Raw genomic sequence first — 18,821 nt, 5'->3', positions numbered from 1 at the left:
AGCCGAGCCAACCCATGCCCATGTGTAAGGAGCCGACGCGGTGCAATTCGACGTGACCATCGAAATCCCGAAGGGCCAGCGAACCAAGTACGAAGTCGACCACAAAACCGGACGCGTGCGTCTGGACCGCTATCTATACACACCGATGGCCTACCCGACCGACTACGGCTTCATCGAGGACACCCTCGGCGAAGACGGCGACCCGCTGGACGCGATGGTGTTATTACCAGAACCGCTGTTCCCCGGGGTGGTCGTGGAAGCACGGCCGGTCGGAATGTTTCGCATGGTCGACGAGCACGGCGGCGATGACAAGGTGCTGTGTGTCCCCGCCGGAGACCACCGATGGGACCACATTCAAGACATTGGCGATGTTCCGGCCTTCGAGCTAGAGGCAATCAAACACTTCTTTGTGCACTACAAAGACCTGGAGCCAGGCAAGTTCGTCAACGCGGCCGATTGGGTTGGCCGCGCTGAAGCCGAAGCCGAGGTGCTTCGCTCGGTGGAGCGCCTCAAGGCCGGCGCGCACTGACTTCACGGTACAGCCGCTGTTGACTGCAGAGATCGCCGCTCGCGACGACGCGGTCAATGGCCTGAGTCGACAGTCGCCTCGGCAGCTCTTTTATTGCGCAGCACACTCCAGATCAACGCCGCCGAGATGAAGACCGCACCCACCGAGGCGGTGACCCACTCCGGAACCTGGTATCGGGGTTCGACGGAAAACAGCATGATCGCGGCTAAAGCTCCGATCGCCCAATGTGCGCCGTGCTCGAGATACACGTAGCGATCCAATGTGTCTTGGCGCACCAGATAGATGGTGATCGATCGGACGAACATCGCCCCCACCAACCCCAGGCCAAGCGCAATGATGATCGGGTCCTTGGTGATCGCAAAAGCTCCGGTGACACCGTCTAGGGAGAATGCAGCGTCGAGCACCTCCAGGTAGAGGAAGAGCACGAAGGCGGTCCTACCCACCGCCGCGGGACCCGGCGCGACCGCGGCGTCCGACGGCGACTCGCCCATCCCAGGCGGGCGGAATGCCCGGCTCAGGCCGTTGACCACGAGGTAGGTCAGCATGCCCAGCAGCCCAGCCGTCATTACCGTCGCACGTTCGTCACCGGCGTCTGTCAACTGGGTGCCGACCAGAAGCAACACCACGATGGCAACCACCGACGGCAGCTGCCCGAGCCGGCCAATGCGGGCAAATGGGACCTCAATCCACTTCAGCCACTTGATATCCCGATCGTGAAAAATGAAGTCCAGGAACAGCATCAACAGAAACAAGCCGCCGAACGCCGCGATCTGTGGGTGCGCGACGGCGATCAGCTTTTCGTAACTGGGCGAACCGTCCGGGAATTGCGACGCACCGTGCGGCGGTGGACGGAGCGCCAGATCCAGCGCACGAACGGGATCGAGCCCAGCGGTGGCCCAGACAATGACCAACGGGAAAACCAGCCGCATCCCGAAGACCGCGACGAGAATCCCGATCGTGAGGAACATCCGCTGCCAGAACCAGCTCATCCTCCGCAGAATCGCTGCGTTGATGATGGCGTTGTCGAAGGACAACGACACCTCCAGTAGCGCCAGCACCGCCAGCAAGAACAAGGCGCCGAACCCGCCGTACAAGTACCCGAGGACCAAAGCCAACACGGTCGCTGCCAGCGAAAAACCGAATACTCGGAGCGTTGCCATGGATCCTTTCCGGCTTTGACCAGGGAGTCTCATCAATGGCCAATGACTTCCTGGCCGGAACCAACCGTCGCAGTCACACCTTATTGGCAGCCGCACAACCCGAGAAAACGAGTGCGATGATTCCTGGTTTGCCTCGTCGCCGCCGAATGTCGGTTTGATGTCTATGACTTGCCAGCAGGCCAAAACTGACGCGAAGCGGACAGCCCCCTCCGAATCCGCAGCAGGTACCCGCTATCGCGGGCCGGCTGGCAATACCCACCCAGTATTTTCAATCTGTGGCCATTCATCAGGTCGGACGGCTGGAAGCGTTGTCGCGGTGACCGAAATCGGCGGGTCTGCGTCCCCGATTGAAGCCGGTGCGGCACGCGCCCGGGGACCCATAGCCCGCGGCAGTATGGCCCGAGTCGGCACCGCGACAGCGCTGACCGCCCTGTGCGGCTACGCGGTGATCTACCTGGCCGCCCGCGATCTCGCTCCCGGTGGCTTCTCGATTTTCGGGGTGTTTTGGGGGGCATTCGGGCTGGTCACTGGCGCCGCCAATGGCCTGTTGCAAGAAACCACTCGCGAGGTGCGGTCGATGGGCTACCCCGAAGCAGTGCCGTACGACGACCAGCGCGCCCAGCCGATGCGGATCGCCGGAATCGTCGGACTTGCCACAGCAGTCACGATCGCCGGCAGCTCCGTCGTGTGGAGCGGCAGAGTGTTCGTCGAGGCCGGATGGTTGTCGGTGGGGCTCCTGAGCGTGGGACTGGCCGGGTTCTGCCTACACGCCACCCTGCTGGGCATGCTGGCCGGCACCAACCGCTGGACTCATTACGGAGCGCTGATGGTGACCGACGCGGTCATCCGGGTGGCCGTAGCCGGAGCCGCGTTCGTGTTCGGATGGGGCCTGACCGGCTTCCTATGGGCAACGGTGGCAGGCGCCGCGGCGTGGCTGCTGATGCTGATGACGTCGCCCACGGCACGAGCAGCGGCCCGCCTGGTGACGCGCGGGAACACCACGACGTTCCTGAGGGGTGCAGCCCACTCGATCACTGCGGCGGGCGCCAGCGCGATTCTGGTGATGGGATTTCCGGTGCTACTGAAACTGACCTCCGATGAGCTGGGGGCTCAGGGGGGAGTCATCATCTTGGCGGTAACTCTGACCCGAGCGCCACTGCTGGTGCCGCTGACGGCCATGCAGGGCAATCTGATCGCGCACTTCGTCGATGAACGGACGAAGCGACTACGCGCGCTGGTAGCGCCGGCGGCAATCATCAGCGGCATTGGCGTCGCCGGAGTGCTGGCCGCCGCCCTCATCGGCCCGTGGCTGCTGCACGTCGCGTTCGGGCCGCAGTACCGAGCCAGCAGCGCGTTGCTGTCCTGGCTCACGGCAGCCGCGGTAGCGATCGCGATCCTGACACTCACGGGGGCCGCCGCCGTTGCTGCCGCATTACATCGAGCGTATGCGCTCGGCTGGGTCATCGCGACGCTGGCTTCGGGATTTCTGCTACTGCTACCACTTGCGCTGGAGACCCGCACCGTGGTGGGGCTGTTGTGTGGCCCGCTGGTGGGAATTGGCGTGCATCTGGCAGCGCTGGCGCACGCTGGACGCGCAACCGGCTCATCGCCGAACGAGGTGTAATTTGTGGGCGTAAATGGCCACTGAAATGCGATATCCGGGTGTCTGGATCGTCATTCCCGCCTTCAACGAAGCTACGGTGATCGCCGAAGTCGTAGCCGATGTCCGGACGGTTTTCGATCATGTCGTCTGCGTGGATGACGGCAGCACCGACGGCACCGGCGAAATCGCCCTGCGGGCAGGTGCTCACCTGCTGCGCCATCCGGTCAACGTGGGCCAGGGCGCCGCCATTCAGACCGGTGTCGAATACGCGCGCAGGCAGCCTGGCGCTCGAGCTTTCGCCACATTCGACGGCGACGGCCAGCATCGGGTCAAAGACGTGGCCGCCATGATTGACCGACTCAGCACCGGTGAGGTCGACATTCTGATCGGGACAAGGTTCGCCGGAATAGCAGGCAGCCGGCCGCCCTTTCTTAAGCGAGTCGTGCTGAGAACCGCTACCAGGCTGAGCCGGCGCGGTCGTCGGCTGGGTCTGACCGATACCAATAATGGCTTGCGTGTGTTCAACAAAACGGTGGCCGATGGGTTGGACATCACTATGAGCGGAATGAGCCACGCCAACGAATTCATCATGTTGATTGCTGAAAAACACTGGCGGGTAGCCGAAGAACCAGTCGAGGTGCTGTACACCGACTATTCGAAGTCGAAGGGCCAGCCGCTGCTCAACGGCGTCAACATCATTTTCGACGGGTTCCTGCGGAGAAGGATGTCACGATGAACTGGATTCAAGTGCTATTGATCGCGTCGATCGCCGCACTGCTGGTCTATCTGCTGCGATCGCGCCGCAGCGCAAGGTCTCGGGCCTGGGTCAAGGTGGGCTATGTCGCGTTCGTGCTGGCCGGCGTCTACGCCGTACTTCGACCGGAAGACACCACCGTGATCGCGCGATGGTTCGGTGTGCGCCGCGGCACCGACCTCATGTTGTACGCGCTGGTGATGGCGTTCAGTTTCACCACATTGAGCACCTATCTACGCTTCAAGGACCTGGAGGTGCGCTACGCCCGGCTCACCCGCGCTGTAGCCCTTGAGACCGCGCAAGCACCTGAACACGGCTAGGTTCGCACCGAACAGACCGGCGCCGCAAAAGCGCGTTCCGCCCGCTGAGACCACGCGGAATGTTCAGGTTGTCCCGGTGCGCCGGAAATACTCCACGGTCCTGCGCACACCGTCAGACAGCGGGACTCGCGGAGTCCAGCCCAACACCGCCTCGGCTAGCGAGATGTCGAGACAAGAACGCTTCAGGTCACCCAGACGGGGCGAGTGAAACTCCGGTTCGTCGGGACTTCCGACCGCAGCTGCCAACGCTGAATGCAGTTGCCGATCAGAGGTCTCCAGACCGGTGCCAATGTTGAATCGCTGCCCGCCACCAGCTTCGCCGGAAGCCCTAACGAACGCATCCACCACGTCGTCGACGAACACGTAGTCGCGGGTGTTGGAGCCGTCGCCAAACACCTTGGTGGTTTTGCCCGACAGCAGCGCCTGAGCGAAGATCGCCACTACGCCTGCCTCACCGTGCGGGTCCTGCCGCGGGCCGTAGACATTGGCTGGCGAAATGTGCGAACAATCCAGGCCGTACAAATGTCGAAAGGCATTGAGGTAGATCTCGCCGGCAACTTTGCCTGCCGCATACGGCGAGGCCGGAGCTGTGGGCGCCGACTCGCTGGTCGGGTACCCCGGCGGGGTGCCGTAAATGGAACCCCCCGAGGAGGTATGAACGACCTTGCGGACACCGGTGTGCCGCGCTGCTTCAGCCAGCCGGATCGTGCCGATGACGTTGACCGAGGCGTCGAATTGCGGGTCCGCTACCGAATGCCGCACGTCGATCTGAGCGGCCAGGTGAAACACCACCTCGGGCCGGTGCTCGCTGAGGATGCCGTCCAAATCCGCCGTCACGATGTCCGCCTCGACGAAGCTGTACGCCGAATTACCATCCAAATGCTCAAGGTTGGTCGCTCGACCCGTCGCAAAGTTATCCAGTCCGACCACTGTGTGACCATCTGCCAACAGCCGGTCGACCAGGGTCGATCCAATGAACCCGGCTGCGCCGGTAACCAGTGCGCGCACCGGCTCACCATACCGACCGGTAAGAAATAGGCATGCTCGCCGCTGCCACTACCCGCATTCCCCGAGTCGCTCTGGCGGCTGCGGCACTGATCACGGTCCAATTGGCAATTCGCGCGGCGCTGGCCTTCGGTGGCTACTTCTACTGGGACGACCTGATTCTGGTGGGACAGGCCGGCACTGAGGGCCTATTGTCGCCGTCCTATCTATTCGATGACCACGACGGCCATGTCATGCCGGCCGCGTTTCTTATCGCCGGCGCGATCATCCGGCTCGCACCGCTGAACTGGGCCGCGCCGGCAATCAGCCTCATCGTGCTGCAGCTGGCCGCCACGCTGGCGTTGTTGCGCGCGCTCTACGTGATTCTTGGCTGGCGTCGGGTCCTGCTTGTGCCGCTGACTTTCGCACTGTTCACGCCACTCACCCTGCCGGGATACGCATGGTGGGCGGCCGCGCTGAACTCGCTGCCGATGCTGGTGGCGCTCGCGTGGGTATGCGCTGACGCCATCCTGCTGGTGCGCACCGGTAACCAGCGCTACGCGGCCACCGGCATGCTGGCGTATTTCGTCGGCCTGCTGTTCTTCGAGAAGGCCGCGGTGATCCCGTTCGTCGCCTTCACTCTGACTGCACTGCTGGCCCACGTAACCGGCGACCCGAGCCCACTGCGAACGGTCTGGCGAGCCGGTGCCCGGTTGTGGTCAGCGTCGCTGCTCCTAACCGCCAGCTGGATAGCGCTCTACCTGATCCTGGTGGATCAGCGGCGCTGGAGCTCTGATGTCTCGATGACGTGGAGTCTGCTGCGCCGTTCGATCACCCACGGCATCGTGCCAGGTTTAGCCGGCGGCCCATGGGACTGGGCACGCTGGGCCCCGGCTTCTCCCTGGGCGAGTCCTTCACCACTGGTGATGTTGTTGGGCTGGCTGGTAGTAGCCGGGGTACTGGCGGTCTCGCTGGTCCGCAAAAAACGAATCGGCCTCGTGTGGCTGGTCGCCGTCGGCTACGTGATTGCTTGCCAGGTGCCGATCTATCTCATGCGATCGTCTCGATTTACCGCACTTGAACTCGCCCAGACCCTCCGATATTTCCCCGACCTGGTTTTTGTGCTGGCGTTGCTTACCGCCATCGCGCTTCGAGCACCCAACCGAGCTAGTCGGTTGTCCCAGCGGCTCGACACCTCGCCGATGCGCACCATGGTGACAGCCGGTGCGGCAGCTTTGTTTGTCGCTAGCAGCTTGTACTCGACGGCGACGTTCCTGACGTCGTGGCGCGACAACCCAGCACAGCCCTACCTGCAGAATGCCCGTGCCAATTTGGCGGCGGCGCACGAGGCCTCTGCTGCGCCTCTGCTGGATCAGGAGGTCGATCCGCTGGTACTACAGCGTGTGGCGTGGCCGGAGAACCTGGCAAGTCATATGTTCGCGCTGCTCCGCGACCGGCCAGAATTTGCCACGTCTACAACGCGCTTGCGAATGCTAGACAGCTCGGGACGGCTCATTGACGCAAAAGTGACGTGGGTGCGGACCGTCGTCCCTGGCCCCACGCCACGATGCGGCTATTTCGCCCAGCCCGACCGACCTGCGCGACTGGTCCTCGACGGACCGCTGCTGCCGGCAGACTGGACTGCCGAAATCAACTACCTGGCCAACAGCGACGGTTCCATGACCCTGTCGTTGTCCGACGGCCCCGAGACAAAGGTTCCCGTGCATCCTGGGCTCAATCGCGTGTACGCACGGCTGCCGGGGGCCGGAGACGCGATCACGGTGCGGGCCAACACCACCGCTCTCGCGTTGTGCATAGCATCTGGGCCAGTGGGTTTTCTGGCACCGCTGTGAGGCTGCAACAGGCTGCGCCGAGTGTGACGCCGCATCGTCGCGCCGAACCGCAACGCGACAACCGGCTTCACCAATCGGCGCCAACAAGATTGGAGCCGCCTAGGAGAATCGAACTCCTGACCTATTCATTACGAGTGAATCGCTCTACCGACTGAGCTAAGGCGGCATACCCCGCGCCGGGCGGCACGAGTCTACGGCAGGCGGACTGACCCGCCCAACTCCGGACTCCCAGCTGGCGTCAGCGGCGCAGCTGCTGGCCGACAGTGGCAACCATGGCATCGATCGCGAACTTAGGCTTCACGTTGATTGCCAGAGCTTCGCGACAGTCAAGTACCGCCTCGATACAGCACAGCAGGCGTTCAGGCGTGGCATGAGCCGCTAGGGCCGCGACACGATCCGACATATCCGGGTGGTTGGGCTGCACACCCCCGGCATTCGCCGAGATCACCAAAGCATCCCGAAAATATGTGGCTAAGTCGATTAGCACCCGGTCCAGCGCGTCGCGGGCCGCCCGGGTCTGACGGGATTTCTGCCGGCGCTCAAGATCCTTGATCGCACCGGTGACGCCGCGCAACGCGGTGCCGGTACCGCGACCGGTGCCCCCTGCCCCTAGCGCCGTGCGCAACTCCTCTGTCTCGGCGTCGGCGCGGCCTGTCGTCAGCGCTACCGCCTCGGCCTCGGCAGCGGCGACCAGCTCCTCGGCGGCGGCATATGCTCGCGATGGCGTCGCCGCGTCGCGGACGAGGCCGAGCGCCCGTTCCCGTCGTTGCCGGGCCTCTGGGTCGGTAGCTAGCCGGCGCGCCCGGCCTACGTGGCCGCCGCTGACCGAGGCCGCCCAATTCGCTGTTTCGGCCGCCAGACCGTCGTTGTCGACCAGCACCTGCGCGATGGCCAGTGTCGACGGCGTCACCAGCGCGATGTGCCGGCACCGGGATCGTAGGGTGATCGCGATGTCTTCAGGATCCACCGACGGCGCGCACAACAGAAACACCGTTGAAGGCGGCGGTTCTTCGACGACCTTGAGCAGAGCGTTCGCCGCCCCCTCGGTCAACCGGTCGGCGTCCTCAATCACGACGATCTGCCATTGCCCGGTAGTCGGCCGGCGCGACGCAATCTGAACGATGCCGCGCATCTCGCTTACACCGATGGAGAGTCCTTCCGGGACCACTCTGCGCACGTCAGCATGAGTGCCCGCCATCGTCGTCGCACATGCTCGGCAGTGCCCGCACCCGGGCTCCCCATCCCCCGTGCACTGCAGCGCGGCCGCGAAGCATAGCGCAGCAACCGACCTTCCCGAACCTGGCGGACCGGTAATCAGCCATGCGTGTGTCATGATCCCGTCGCCCGACTCACTGTGATCCCGTTCACAACGAGCAGACTCGGCTGCGGCGAGCAGCTCAGCCTCCACCGCTTCTTGACCTACCAGCCGCGAAAACACTCCGGACATCGTCAGCAACAGTAGTAACCGCCGCTGGCGGCTACCGATCAGCATCCATTTCGCGACGATTCCGTGATCTTTTGGCGCTTTTTCGACACGGTTGCCCGCGTTCGGGCGACTTGCCCGGCACTTGTAGGTTTCCGGCTAGCCCCCGTAGCCCGATACGGTGGCGTCATGGCGACCACGGCAACACTGCCTGGGCGAATCAAGGCATTCGTCCGGTGGGTGTTGCGCACCCCGTGGCCGCTGTTCTCCCTGAGCATGCTGCAGGCTGACATTATCGGGGGTCTTTTTGTGCTCGGGTTCCTGCGGTATGCCTTGCCGCCTCGCGACCGCATCCAGCTACAGGACCTGCCGCCACTGAATATGGCGATCTTTGTGTCGGCGGTTGTCGTCCTGTTCCTCGCCGGGTTCGTGTGGAACCTCAAACTGCTGATGCCGGTTTTCCGATGGCAGCGTCGCGACAACCTACTTTTCGATGACGATCCGGCCGCCACCGAACTGGCCCGAAGCCGCGCACTGCGCATGCCGTTCTACCGCACCATGATCAGCGCGGTGTCCTGGGCGATCGGTTGCGTGATATTCACCCTTGCCAGCTGGTCGGTGGCCAGGTTCACAGCGCCTGTCGTCGTGGTTGCTACCGCTCTGGGTGCGACTGCGGCCGCGATCATCGGCTACCTGCAGTCTGAACGGGTTCTACGACCGGTAGCAGTTGCCGCGCTGCGCAGCGGCGTACCGGAGAATCTCAAGGCACCAGGCGTCATCTTGCGGCAAATGCTGGCCTGGGTGCTATCCACAGCAGTGCCGGTGCTGGCAATCGTTCTGGCCGCGGTCTCCGACAAGCTTGCCCTGTTGCACGCCCCACCGGAGAGGTTCGTCAATCCCATTCTGTTGCTGGCATTCATGGCGTTGGGAATCGGATCGGTCAGCACCCTGTTGGTAGCCATGTCCATCGCTGACCCGGTACGCCAGCTCCGCTGGGCGCTCAGTGAGGTGCAGCGCGGCAACTACAACGCGCACATGCAGATCTACGATGCAAGCGAACTGGGCTTATTGCAGTCCGGCTTCAACGACATGGTGCGCGACCTCTCCGAACGGCAGCGGCTGCGCGACCTGTTCGGTCGCTACGTAGGTGAAGACGTAGCTCGCCGGGCCATCGAGCGCGGCACCGAGTTGGGCGGTCAAGAACGCGACGTCGCGGTACTGTTCGTGGACTTGATCGGCTCGACCTGGCTGACTGCGACACAAGGACCCGCCGAGGTCGTGCAGCTGCTCAACGAGTTCTTCCAGGTCGTCGTGCAAACCGTCAACCGATACGGCGGGTTCGTCAACAAGTTCCAGGGCGATGCCGCGCTCGCAGTCTTCGGCGCACCAATCGAACACCCTGACGGAGCCGGTGCAGCGCTGTCGGCCGCGCGCGAGTTGCACGACGAACTCCTGCCCGTGCTGGGCTCTGCGGAGTTCGGGATCGGGGTATCGGCAGGACGCGCGATCGCCGGACACATCGGCGCCCAGGCACGTTTCGAGTACACCGTCATCGGCGACCCGGTCAACGAAGCTGCCCGGCTCACCGAATTGGCCAAGCTAGAAGAGGGCCACGTACTGGCGTCAGCGATAGCGGTTAGCTCCGCACTCGACGCCGAAGCGCTGTGCTGGGACGTTGGCGAAGTCGTCGAGCTGCGGGGGCGCACATCGCCTACCCAGCTGGCCCGCCCGCTAAACCTGGCCTCCTACGAAGAGGTTTCCAACCGGGGGTAGCGAGTCTTACGGCTGAGCGCGGCTGGTCGCACCCAGGTTAGCCGCGCTTGGCGGCCTTCTTCGCCGGGGCCTTACGGGCGGCCCGCTTAGCGGGCCGCTTCGCCGGCCCCCGGGCTCGCCGGTCAGCCAGAAGCTCGGCGGCGCGCTCGTCGGTGATCGACGCCACGTCGTCACCCTTACGCAGACTGGCATTGGTCTCACCGTCGGTCACGTAAGGCCCAAATCTGCCGTCCTTGACAACCATCGGCTTGCCCGTCGCCGGATCGGCCCCCAGCTCGCGCAGCGGCGGCGCCGAAGCACTCTGCCGGCTGGACCGCTTCGGTTCGGCGTAAATCTTCAGCGCTTCGTCGAGCGTAATGGTAAACATCTGGTCTTCGGTTGTCAGCGATCGGGAGTCGGTGCCACGCTTCAGATATGGGCCATAGCGTCCGTTCTGGGCGGTGATCTCCTCGCCCAGAGCGGGGTCCACACCGACGACACGGGGCAGCGACAACAGCTTCAGCGCGTCCTGCAGAGTAACCGTCTGCAAGTCCATAGTCCGTAGCAGCGAGCCGGTCCGGGGTTTCGGCCCGGCCGACTTCTTGCCCTTCTTGGCCCCTTGGCCCGCATCGCCGCCGGCTTCACCTGCCGGCTCAGGCAAGATCTCGGTCACGTACGGTCCGTACCGACCGTCCTTGGCCACGATCTCGTGACCGGTCTCAGGATCGACACCCAGCACGCGTCCCTCTTGAGGCGTGGCAAATAGCTCCTCGGCCACGTCCAGCGTCAACTCGTCAGGCGTGAGCGAGTCTTTCAGGTTGGCGCGTTGCGGCGTGGGCTCTCCGGCATCACCAGTTACCGATCGTTCCAAGTAAGGCCCGTTCTTACCCACACGAACATAGACCGGCCGGCCCTCGGCATCGTCAAACAGCTTGATGGAGTTAACTTCTCGCGCATCGATACCTTCAAGATTGACGCCGACCAGCTTCTTCAGGCCCCCGCAGCGCGCCACCGAATCGGCCACACCGTGATCGCCGCCGAAGTAGAAGTTGTGCAGCCAATTGGTGCGTTGCTCGTTGCCAGCGGCGATAGCGTCAAGCTCGTCCTCCATCGCCGCGGTGAAGCCGTAGTCGACGAGCCGGCCGAAGTGCTGCTCCAACAGACCCGTGACGGCAAACGCTACCCAGGAAGGGACCAGCGCGCTGCCCTTCTTGTGTACGTAGCCACGGTCCTGAATCGTCTTGATGATCGACGAGTAGGTCGACGGACGGCCAATACCGAGCTCTTCGAGCGCTTTGACCAATGACGCCTCGGTGTAGCGAGCCGGTGGGTTGGTCGTGTGGCCGTCCGGAGTCAGCTCAATGGCGTCTAGCCGTTGCCCCTCGGCCAGGTGCGGCAGTCGGCGCTCTGCATCGTCGGCCTCGCCGCCGACCAGCTCGTCCACGGTCTCGACGTAGGCCTTGAGGAAGCCTGGGAAGGTAAGGGTACGTCCACTCGCGGACAGCACCACCTGCTGATCCGTCCCCTGGTTATGCACAACACCGGCGATCCGCAGGCTCAGCGTGGTGCCGCGAGCGTCGGCCATCTGCGAGGCCACCGTGCGCTGCCATACGAGCTCGTAGATGCGGAATTCGTCGCCGTCGAGTTCGCGGCGCACCGCGTCGGGGGTGGCGAAAGTCTCGCCGGCCGGCCGGATGGCCTCGTGCGCTTCCTGCGCGTTTTTCACCTTGCGGGTGTATTGGCGCGGCGACGCCGAGACATACTCCTCACCGTAGAGCTGACGCGCTTGGGTACGGGCGGCGCTGATCGCCGACTCCGACAGCGTTGTCGAGTCGGTACGCATATAGGTGATGTAGCCGTTCTCATACAGCCGCTGAGCGATGCTCATCGTCCGCTCCGCGGAGAAACGCAACTTGCGCCCGGCCTCTTGCTGCAGCGTCGACGTCATGAACGGCGGATATGGACGCCGGGTATAGGGCTTTTCCTCGGCCGACGCCACGCTCAGCTGCGCACCTCGCAGGCCCGCAGCCAATGCGGTCGCGCTCGCTTCGTCCAGCACTACGACTTCTTGGGCCTTGCGCAGCGCGCCCAGCGAGTCAAAATCGCGGCCAGTCGCCACCCGCAGGCCATCGACGCTCGTCAGCCGCGCGGCGAAGGTAGGCGGCTGCGCATCGGGGGCCGACGCACTGGCGTCCAGCTTGGCAAGGATGTCCCAGTAGGCCGCGCTACGGAACGCCATTCGGTCGCGTTCACGCTGGACGATGATCCTGGTGGCCACCGACTGCACCCGCCCAGCCGACAGCTTTGGCGCGACCTTCTTCCAGAGCACCGGGCTGACCTCGTAGCCGTACAGCCGATCCAGGATACGGCGGGTCTCCTGCGCGTCGACTAGATCTGTGTCGAGGTCGCGCGGGTGCTCGGCGGCTGCGCGGATCGCCTGCTCGGTGATTTCGTGGAAAACCATCCGTTTGACCGGTATGCGCGGTCTCAGAGTCTCCAGCAGGTGCCAGGCGATAGCTTCGCCCTCCCGGTCACCATCCGTAGCCAGATAAAGCTCGTCAACGCTTTTGAGCAAGTCTTTCAGCTCACTGACAGTGCTTTTCTTCTCGGGGCTAATGATGTACAAGGGCTCGAAGTCGGAATCGACGTTGACTCCAAGCCGTGCCCAGGATTCGGACTTGAACTTCGCTGGTACATCGGCGGCGGCCCGTGGCAGGTCTCGGATATGACCTCGTGAAGATTCCACAATGTAGCCGGAGCCTAGGTAGTCGGCCAGTTTGCGCGCTTTGGTGGGCGACTCGACGATGACCAGTCGCCGACCGCTCGCATTGCCGCCGCTGCTGCGGCTCCTCTTTTTCGGGTCAGCCACCTGCGCCTACGCTCCATCTCTCATCCCGGCCCCAAGCAGGACCGCCATCGCAGAGAATATCGACCCCGACTGCTGAATTCCGGGTAGCATTCAGCCGCGCCGGCGCCACTCCGCCAATGGGCAACTGACAATTTCGCACCCTAGGGTGGCCCTGCGCAAACTGGCCACCAAGAATAAGGGCTCAACCGGGCTGCTAAACCGTGGGCCATTGTGCCATTGCCTCGGCGCTATCCGGAGCTTCTCCTACGTTCTCTACCAGGCGCGATAGCCTGCGTCGGCCACTGATCCGAAGTGCCGGCCGAGCCCCACGCGTGCCAATTAAGGTCGGCGCAATCCCAACCCGCATCAGAGCGGACGCCAGAGTGGAATGGGTATCGGGAGCGTGCGGATCCAAACCCAACAGATAGCGGTCGGCTTCGCGGCTTCCCGCAGCCAAAGTCCACGCCCGCAACTCACGCGGACCCGGCAACCACCGCGGAGGCACCGTCTTAACGGCACCCCTCGTCCACTCGCCGGCGATTTCGCGCAGCAGCGGGTCCGCGGCTGTCCGCACCAGAGGGGTGTCTTCGTCCGTCCGTGCGATCTCGGGTTCCAATCCGGCTTCCCGGATCATCTCGGCTAGGGCCGAGGCGCGCCAGAGCTGATCCACAACCACCGAAAGCCGAGCACCAGCACCCACCAGCACAATCTGGCCAGAGGCCGCCAGCACCCCGGAAAGGTCCGCCGCCGCCGGCGGCATCGAATCCGCGGCGAAAAAGGAAAGCTGGCTCACGCCACCGACAGTAAGCCAGGCAGCCGCTCCGCGGCAGGAAGCGAGCCGCACGTCGGCCACTGACATCGTTGCCGCCGCAGCAGACCGGCGCCGTCACGGCTGGATCGCAGCAGCCGCCAGCCGCAGACGGGCAACGAAATCCCCCCGGCTAGTCCTGCTCAGCAGGACCGCGCGGGGGGATTCGTAGAGAATCCGCTCGGATTAAAGGGAGCGGACTCCGGTGGCCTGGGGGCCCTTAGGGCTGTGTCCGATCTCGAACTCGACCTTCTGATTTTCTTCAAGGGTGCGGAAGCCCGAACCCTGGATCTCCGTGTAGTGGACAAACACATCTGCGGAGCCATCCTCGGGGGCGATGAAACCGAACCCCTTCTCCGCGTTGAACCACTTCACAGTTCCCTGTGGCATTTCTCGATCTTTCCTTTTCTTCTGGGTGCGGGGCACCGCCTTTCGGCGCCCCGGGCCCGCTGCGACCGCCATACCTCGCCGAGTCGCCGGAACTTCACCCGACAGATAACCTCGCAGGAACCGCGGTCGCAACGTCGATCCTGCGAAAGTTTGACACGAACACAGAAGCTGCGACCGCAATTAGTCAATCATGTTCATCGCTTCGGCGACAGCCTGTTGGCGAGAACGGATTTCCGAGGGGTTTTTTTCATGGCGAGTTTCGGCAGCGACTTACTTGCCGCAGCACTCGCCGGCGCCGGTCCTGGAGAGCATCCGATGTGCCATGTCGCTGAACTTCCGCCCCGCAATGGCCAACCGCGCAGTTGGCCGCAGTGGGTAGAGCCAGACGTGATCGACGCGTTCGCCGTCCAGGGCATCACTGCGCCGTGGTCACACCAGCTCGACGCGGCGGAGTTGGCCTACGCCGGCTGTCACGTGGTCGTGGGCACCGGCACGGCGTCTGGAAAATCGCTCGCCTATCAACTCCCCATCCTCAGCGCGCTAGCAACCGAGCCCCGGAGCCGAGTGCTGTACCTGTCGCCCACCAAGGCGCTCGGCCACGATCAACTGCGCGCAGCGCACGCACTGGCCGCATCCGTTCAACGACTGACTGACGTTGCCCCCACCGCCTACGACGGCGACAGTCCCGCCGAAGTGCGTCGCTTTGCGCGCGAACGCTCCCGGTGGCTGTTCTCCAATCCCGACATGACTCATCTGTCCATATTGCGAAATCACTCTCGCTGGGCCGTCTTGTTGCGAAACCTTCGTTACCTTGTCGTCGACGAATGCCATTATTACCGTGGCGTTTTCGGTTCTAATGTAGCGATGGTGCTGCGGCGTCTGCTGCGAATTTGCGCCCGCTACTCGGCGGCTCCAACGGTGATCTTCGCCAGCGCGACAACCGCGTCGCCCGGCGCGACGGCTACCGAACTGATCGGCCGCCCGGTCGCTGAGGTCACCGAGGACGGCTCACCCATGGAGCGCGCACGGTGGCATTGTGGGAGCCCACCCTGCGCACCGACTTGACCGGCGAGAACGGTGCGCCGGTGCGGCGGTCAGCGGGCGCGGAGGCGGCGCGCGTGATGGCCGATTTGATTGTGGAGGGAGCGCAGACCTTGACGTTCGTTCGGTCGCGGCGCGCCGCCGAGCTGACCGCGCTGGGCGCTCGAGCTCGGCTAGCTGACACCGCCCCGGAGCTATCCCAGGCGGTGGCGTCGTATCGAGCCGGCTACCTCGCTGAAGACCGAAAAACTTTGGAGCACGCCCTTGTCCAGGGCAACCTGCGCGGGCTGGCGACCACCAACGCGTTGGAGCTGGGCGTCGACATCGCCGGGTTAGACGCCGTGGTGCTGGCTGGCTTCCCCGGCACAATCGCATCGTTCTGGCAGCAGGCAGGCCGGTCAGGCCGACGCGGCCAAGGCGCTCTCGTGGTGCTGATCGCCCGCGACGATCCTTTGGACACCTATCTGGTCCACCACCCGGGCGCGCTGCTGGACAAGCCGACCGAGCGCGTCGTGATCGACCCTGCCAATCCCTACATTCTCGGGCCGCAACTTCTGTGCGCGGCCGCCGAGCAACCGCTGGACGACGCCGAGATCCGAAAGTTCGGCGCCGAACAGGTGACCAAAGACCTGGTCGACGACGGGCTGCTGCGCCGACGCTCCGAAAAGTACTACCCGGCCCCCGGCGTCGAGCCGCACGTCGAGGTGGACATCCGGGGTTCGGTAGGCAACCAAATCGTCATCGTGGAGGCTGATACCGGCCGGCTGCTTGGCTCCGTCGGCGCCGGTCAGGCTCCGGCCTCCGTCCACCCCGGAGCGGTCTACCTTCACCAGGGCGAAAGCTACGTCGTCGACTCGCTGGATCTCGAGGAAGGGCTGGCATTTGTCCACGCCGAAGATCCTGGTTATGCCACCTACGCGCGCGAGGTCACCGACATCACGGTCACGGGAACCGGCGAGCGAGCTCAGTTCGGGCCCGTCACGCTGGGGCTGGTGCCCGTAGGCGTCACCCATCGAGTGGTGGGTTACCTGCGCCGCCGGATTGGCGGAGAGATACTCGACTTTATTGAACTGGACATGCCGGAGTATGCGTTGAGCACTCATGCGGTCATGTACACCATCGCCACGGATGCGCTGCTGCGCAGCGGTATTGACGCCCCGCGCATTGCCGGGTCGCTACACGCGGCTGAGCATGCCGCTATTGGGCTGCTTCCCCTGGTGGCCAGCTGCGACCGCGGTGACATTGGTGGCATATCCACAGCAAGTGGCCCCGAGGGGCTGCCCAGTGTGTTTGTCTACGATGGCCATCCTGGTGGGGCGGGATTCGCCGAGCGGGGCTTTCGCGCGGCACACACGTGGTTAGATGCCACAGCTGCAGCCATTGCGGCATGCGAATGCCCTAACGGATGTCCGTCGTGTGTGCAGTCGCCCAAGTGCGGCAGTGGCAACGATCCACTGGACAAAGCGGGCGCGGTGGGTGTTTTACAGCTGGTGCTTGCGGAGCTAGCCGCCGGATCCCGCTGAGCTGGCGACGCCGCGCTCTAGCGGCAAGGGCGGCGCCAACGGGCCCGCGTTGGTTGTTAGCTGCGTCAATGTCGCTGACAGATGTTCGATGGCAGTCAGACACGTGTCAGAATGCCCGCTTCCGGAGGTGCGATATGCGCTCCGCTGGAAGTATTATTCCCGCATGGCCCAGGACTGGCTCCTCGTGGAGACACTGGGCGAGGAGCCCGCCGTGATAGCTCAAGGGCGACAGCCAAAGAACCTCGTCCCAATTACTACTTTCCTGCGGCGCAGTCCACACCTGTCCGCGGTGCGAACCGCAATCGCAGAAACGCTGCGCACCGGTCAAAGCTTGAGCAGCATCACCCCCAAAAACGATCGCGTCATCCGCACCGAGCCGGTGACGATGTCGGACGGACGCGTACACGGCGTGCATGTGTGGACCGGTCCCATCGACGCCGAACCGCCCACGCGGCCGATACCGGGCCCACTGAAGTGGGACCTGACCCGCGGCACAGCCACCGATACCCCTGAATCGCTGGCCAACAGCGGCAAGAACCCCGAAATCGAGGTCACCTACGGCAGGGCCTTCGCCGATGACCTGCCGCCGCGCAAACTGAACCAGAACGAAACCAAAGTCCTGGCGATGGTGGTCAAGGCCAAGACAAACAGAAAATTGTGCAGTACGTGGGATCTCACCGACTGGGAGGGGAACCCCATCCGTATAGGCTTCGCAGCTCGCAGCGCAATGGAGCCGGAACCAGACGGCCGCGAACATCTGGTCGTTCGAGCGTTGAACTGGCGCGCCGAGTTGAAAGGCACAGCCCTACCTGCCGACGATCTGGCGCAGCGAATCCTGAACGGGCTGGCCCAGGCGGGAGTCCACCGGGCACTCGTCGACCTGAACACCTGGAACCTGCTGAAATGGCTCGACGAACCCTGCACGTTCTACGACTGGCGCAGCATCAATGACGACAAGTCCACGGCTCATCCCGACGACCAACGCGTAATGGTATCCATGGCAACCGAATTCGAGCGCGGGACGACCAGTCGAGTCTTGCGGTTTCCCGCGCATGACGGCGATTGGGTGCCAGTTCATGTGACACTCGAACGAGTCGAACTCCAACCTGACACATTCGTCGGCCTGGCCTCTTTGCGCCTACCCACCGAGGAAGAACTTACCGAGGCGGGCCTACCAACTGCCAACGACGCCGTGACGTGATTGTGCGTGGCGCCGCGGATCAAAACTTGGTGATCAGAACTACTCCACCGATCAGCAGCGCACCGCCGAGCGCTCGCCACGCGGTGATCGGATGGGCGTCTACGCGCAGCCAGCCGAAGTGATCGACTGCCAGAGACATCAGTAACGCTGCAGTGACCGTCAAGCCGATGAACGACCCAGCACCCACCCTATTGACCAAAGTCAGGCCAGCGTAGACCTGGACGGCACCGACAAGCCCACCCACGGCAGCCCACCAGGGCATGGTCGCAAGGTCCTTCGTGGTCGGCAGCGGGTGCGGCATGATGAGAAACAACGCCACAAAGAAAAAGGTGATCAGCGCAAATGACACTGCCGACGCCAGCCACGGGTTGATCATGTGTTTGAAGAGTTGCCCGTTCATGGCAGCTCCACAGGTCTGAAGCGCGCCACCGAGGATGATGAAAGGGACAATCCAGACTGCGTTCATGGCACTCCTTTTTGCTTGCCCGATGCGGTATATCCGCGGTCGAGGGTCTCGTGGCCGTTAGGCGGCGTAGTGGTGGTGACGCTACCGAGCATTTGCAGTAGCCGCGATTTTGGTGACCTCGATAGTTGAGGGCAAATCGGAAGCAGAAGTTGTTAGTCGCGAAAAT

The 18,821-nt window shown here is 63.8% G+C and carries 14 protein-coding genes, 1 tRNA gene and 1 pseudogene; 8 read left to right on the top strand and 8 right to left on the bottom strand.

The window, feature by feature from the left end; all coding sequences use genetic code 11:
• Window positions 1-40 precede the first annotated feature (40 nt).
• Window positions 41-529, top strand: a complete 489-nt coding sequence (locus tag ACO07W_RS12980) for an inorganic diphosphatase (RefSeq protein ID WP_421843713.1) — start codon at window positions 41-43, stop codon at window positions 527-529.
• A gap of 53 nt (window positions 530-582) precedes the next feature.
• On the opposite strand, the gene ACO07W_RS12975 is transcribed toward ACO07W_RS12980, so the two are convergent.
• Window positions 583-1,689, bottom strand: coding sequence for a DUF475 domain-containing protein (locus tag ACO07W_RS12975; protein WP_421843711.1), 1,107 nt, complete (start codon window positions 1,687-1,689; stop codon window positions 583-585).
• A gap of 394 nt (window positions 1,690-2,083) precedes the next feature.
• Between ACO07W_RS12975 and ACO07W_RS12970 the strand changes: the two genes are divergently transcribed.
• From ACO07W_RS12970 to ACO07W_RS12960, 3 genes are read left to right on the top strand one after another with little or no spacing between them, the layout of a single operon-like run.
• Complete coding sequence (locus tag ACO07W_RS12970) at window positions 2,084-3,313, top strand: lipopolysaccharide biosynthesis protein (RefSeq protein ID WP_421845970.1); 1,230 nt, start codon at window positions 2,084-2,086, stop codon at window positions 3,311-3,313.
• 13 nt (window positions 3,314-3,326) lie between these two features.
• Window positions 3,327-4,028 carry a glycosyltransferase family 2 protein gene (locus ACO07W_RS12965; RefSeq protein WP_421843709.1) on the top strand — a complete coding sequence of 234 codons (702 nt, stop codon included), beginning with the start codon at window positions 3,327-3,329 and terminating at the stop codon, window positions 4,026-4,028.
• Entirely contained in the window at window positions 4,025-4,366 is a 342-nt protein-coding gene (locus tag ACO07W_RS12960) for a DUF2304 domain-containing protein (protein ID WP_421843707.1), read from the top strand. Before ACO07W_RS12965 ends, ACO07W_RS12960 begins: the two co-directional genes overlap by 4 nt.
• Window positions 4,367-4,429: 63 nt before the next feature.
• On the opposite strand, the gene ACO07W_RS12955 is transcribed toward ACO07W_RS12960, so the two are convergent.
• A complete protein-coding gene (locus tag ACO07W_RS12955) occupies window positions 4,430-5,374 on the bottom strand; it encodes an NAD-dependent epimerase/dehydratase family protein (protein ID WP_421843705.1) in 945 nt (314 codons plus the stop codon).
• Between the two features lie 32 nt (window positions 5,375-5,406).
• Between ACO07W_RS12955 and ACO07W_RS12950 the strand changes: the two genes are divergently transcribed.
• Window positions 5,407-7,203 carry a hypothetical protein gene (locus ACO07W_RS12950; protein WP_421843703.1) on the top strand — a complete coding sequence of 599 codons (1,797 nt, stop codon included), beginning with the start codon at window positions 5,407-5,409 and terminating at the stop codon, window positions 7,201-7,203.
• Between the two features lie 90 nt (window positions 7,204-7,293).
• Here the strand turns inward: ACO07W_RS12950 and ACO07W_RS12945 are convergent.
• Window positions 7,294-7,369, bottom strand: a tRNA-Thr gene (locus ACO07W_RS12945).
• Between the two features lie 72 nt (window positions 7,370-7,441).
• Complete coding sequence (locus ACO07W_RS12940) at window positions 7,442-8,650, bottom strand: DNA polymerase III subunit delta' (protein ID WP_421843701.1); 1,209 nt, start codon at window positions 8,648-8,650, stop codon at window positions 7,442-7,444.
• Between the two features lie 165 nt (window positions 8,651-8,815).
• Here ACO07W_RS12940 and ACO07W_RS12935 point away from each other — a divergent pair, with 165 nt between their 5' ends.
• Window positions 8,816-10,399 (top strand): adenylate/guanylate cyclase domain-containing protein, encoded by a 1,584-nt coding sequence (locus ACO07W_RS12935; RefSeq protein WP_421843699.1) that lies wholly within the window; start codon window positions 8,816-8,818, stop codon window positions 10,397-10,399.
• Window positions 10,400-10,436: 37 nt separating this feature from the next.
• On the opposite strand, the gene topA is transcribed toward ACO07W_RS12935, so the two are convergent.
• The 3 genes from topA to cspA all read right to left on the bottom strand — a co-directional run bounded on the left by topA (window position 10,437) and on the right by cspA (window position 14,424).
• Window positions 10,437-13,247 (bottom strand): type I DNA topoisomerase, encoded by a 2,811-nt coding sequence (gene topA, locus ACO07W_RS12930; protein ID WP_421843697.1) that lies wholly within the window; start codon window positions 13,245-13,247, stop codon window positions 10,437-10,439.
• Window positions 13,248-13,440: 193 nt separating this feature from the next.
• Window positions 13,441-14,019, bottom strand: coding sequence for a hypothetical protein (locus ACO07W_RS12925; protein ID WP_421843695.1), 579 nt, complete (start codon window positions 14,017-14,019; stop codon window positions 13,441-13,443).
• Window positions 14,020-14,220: 201 nt separating this feature from the next.
• Window positions 14,221-14,424 carry a cold shock protein CspA gene (gene cspA, locus ACO07W_RS12920; RefSeq protein WP_007772268.1) on the bottom strand — a complete coding sequence of 68 codons (204 nt, stop codon included), beginning with the start codon at window positions 14,422-14,424 and terminating at the stop codon, window positions 14,221-14,223.
• A gap of 249 nt (window positions 14,425-14,673) precedes the next feature.
• On the opposite strand from cspA, the pseudogene ACO07W_RS12915 reads away from it, so the two are divergent.
• Together ACO07W_RS12915 and ACO07W_RS12910 are read left to right on the top strand one after the other, a co-directional pair.
• Window positions 14,674-16,988 (top strand): annotated as a pseudogene (locus ACO07W_RS12915) (DEAD/DEAH box helicase).
• A gap of 163 nt (window positions 16,989-17,151) precedes the next feature.
• A complete protein-coding gene (locus tag ACO07W_RS12910) occupies window positions 17,152-18,189 on the top strand; it encodes a PAS domain-containing protein (RefSeq protein WP_421843690.1) in 1,038 nt (345 codons plus the stop codon).
• A gap of 19 nt (window positions 18,190-18,208) precedes the next feature.
• Here ACO07W_RS12910 and ACO07W_RS12905 read toward each other — a convergent pair whose 3' ends face one another.
• Complete coding sequence (locus ACO07W_RS12905; protein WP_421843688.1) at window positions 18,209-18,655, bottom strand: DMT family transporter; 447 nt, start codon at window positions 18,653-18,655, stop codon at window positions 18,209-18,211.
• Window positions 18,656-18,821 lie beyond the last annotated feature (166 nt).

This window comes from Mycobacterium sp. (genome assembly GCF_965230835.1).
Classification (GTDB): Bacteria; Actinomycetota; Actinomycetes; order Mycobacteriales; family Mycobacteriaceae; genus Mycobacterium.
The sequence above is the reverse complement of the archived record's forward strand: the minus strand, read 5'-3'. Positions and strand labels throughout refer to the sequence as shown.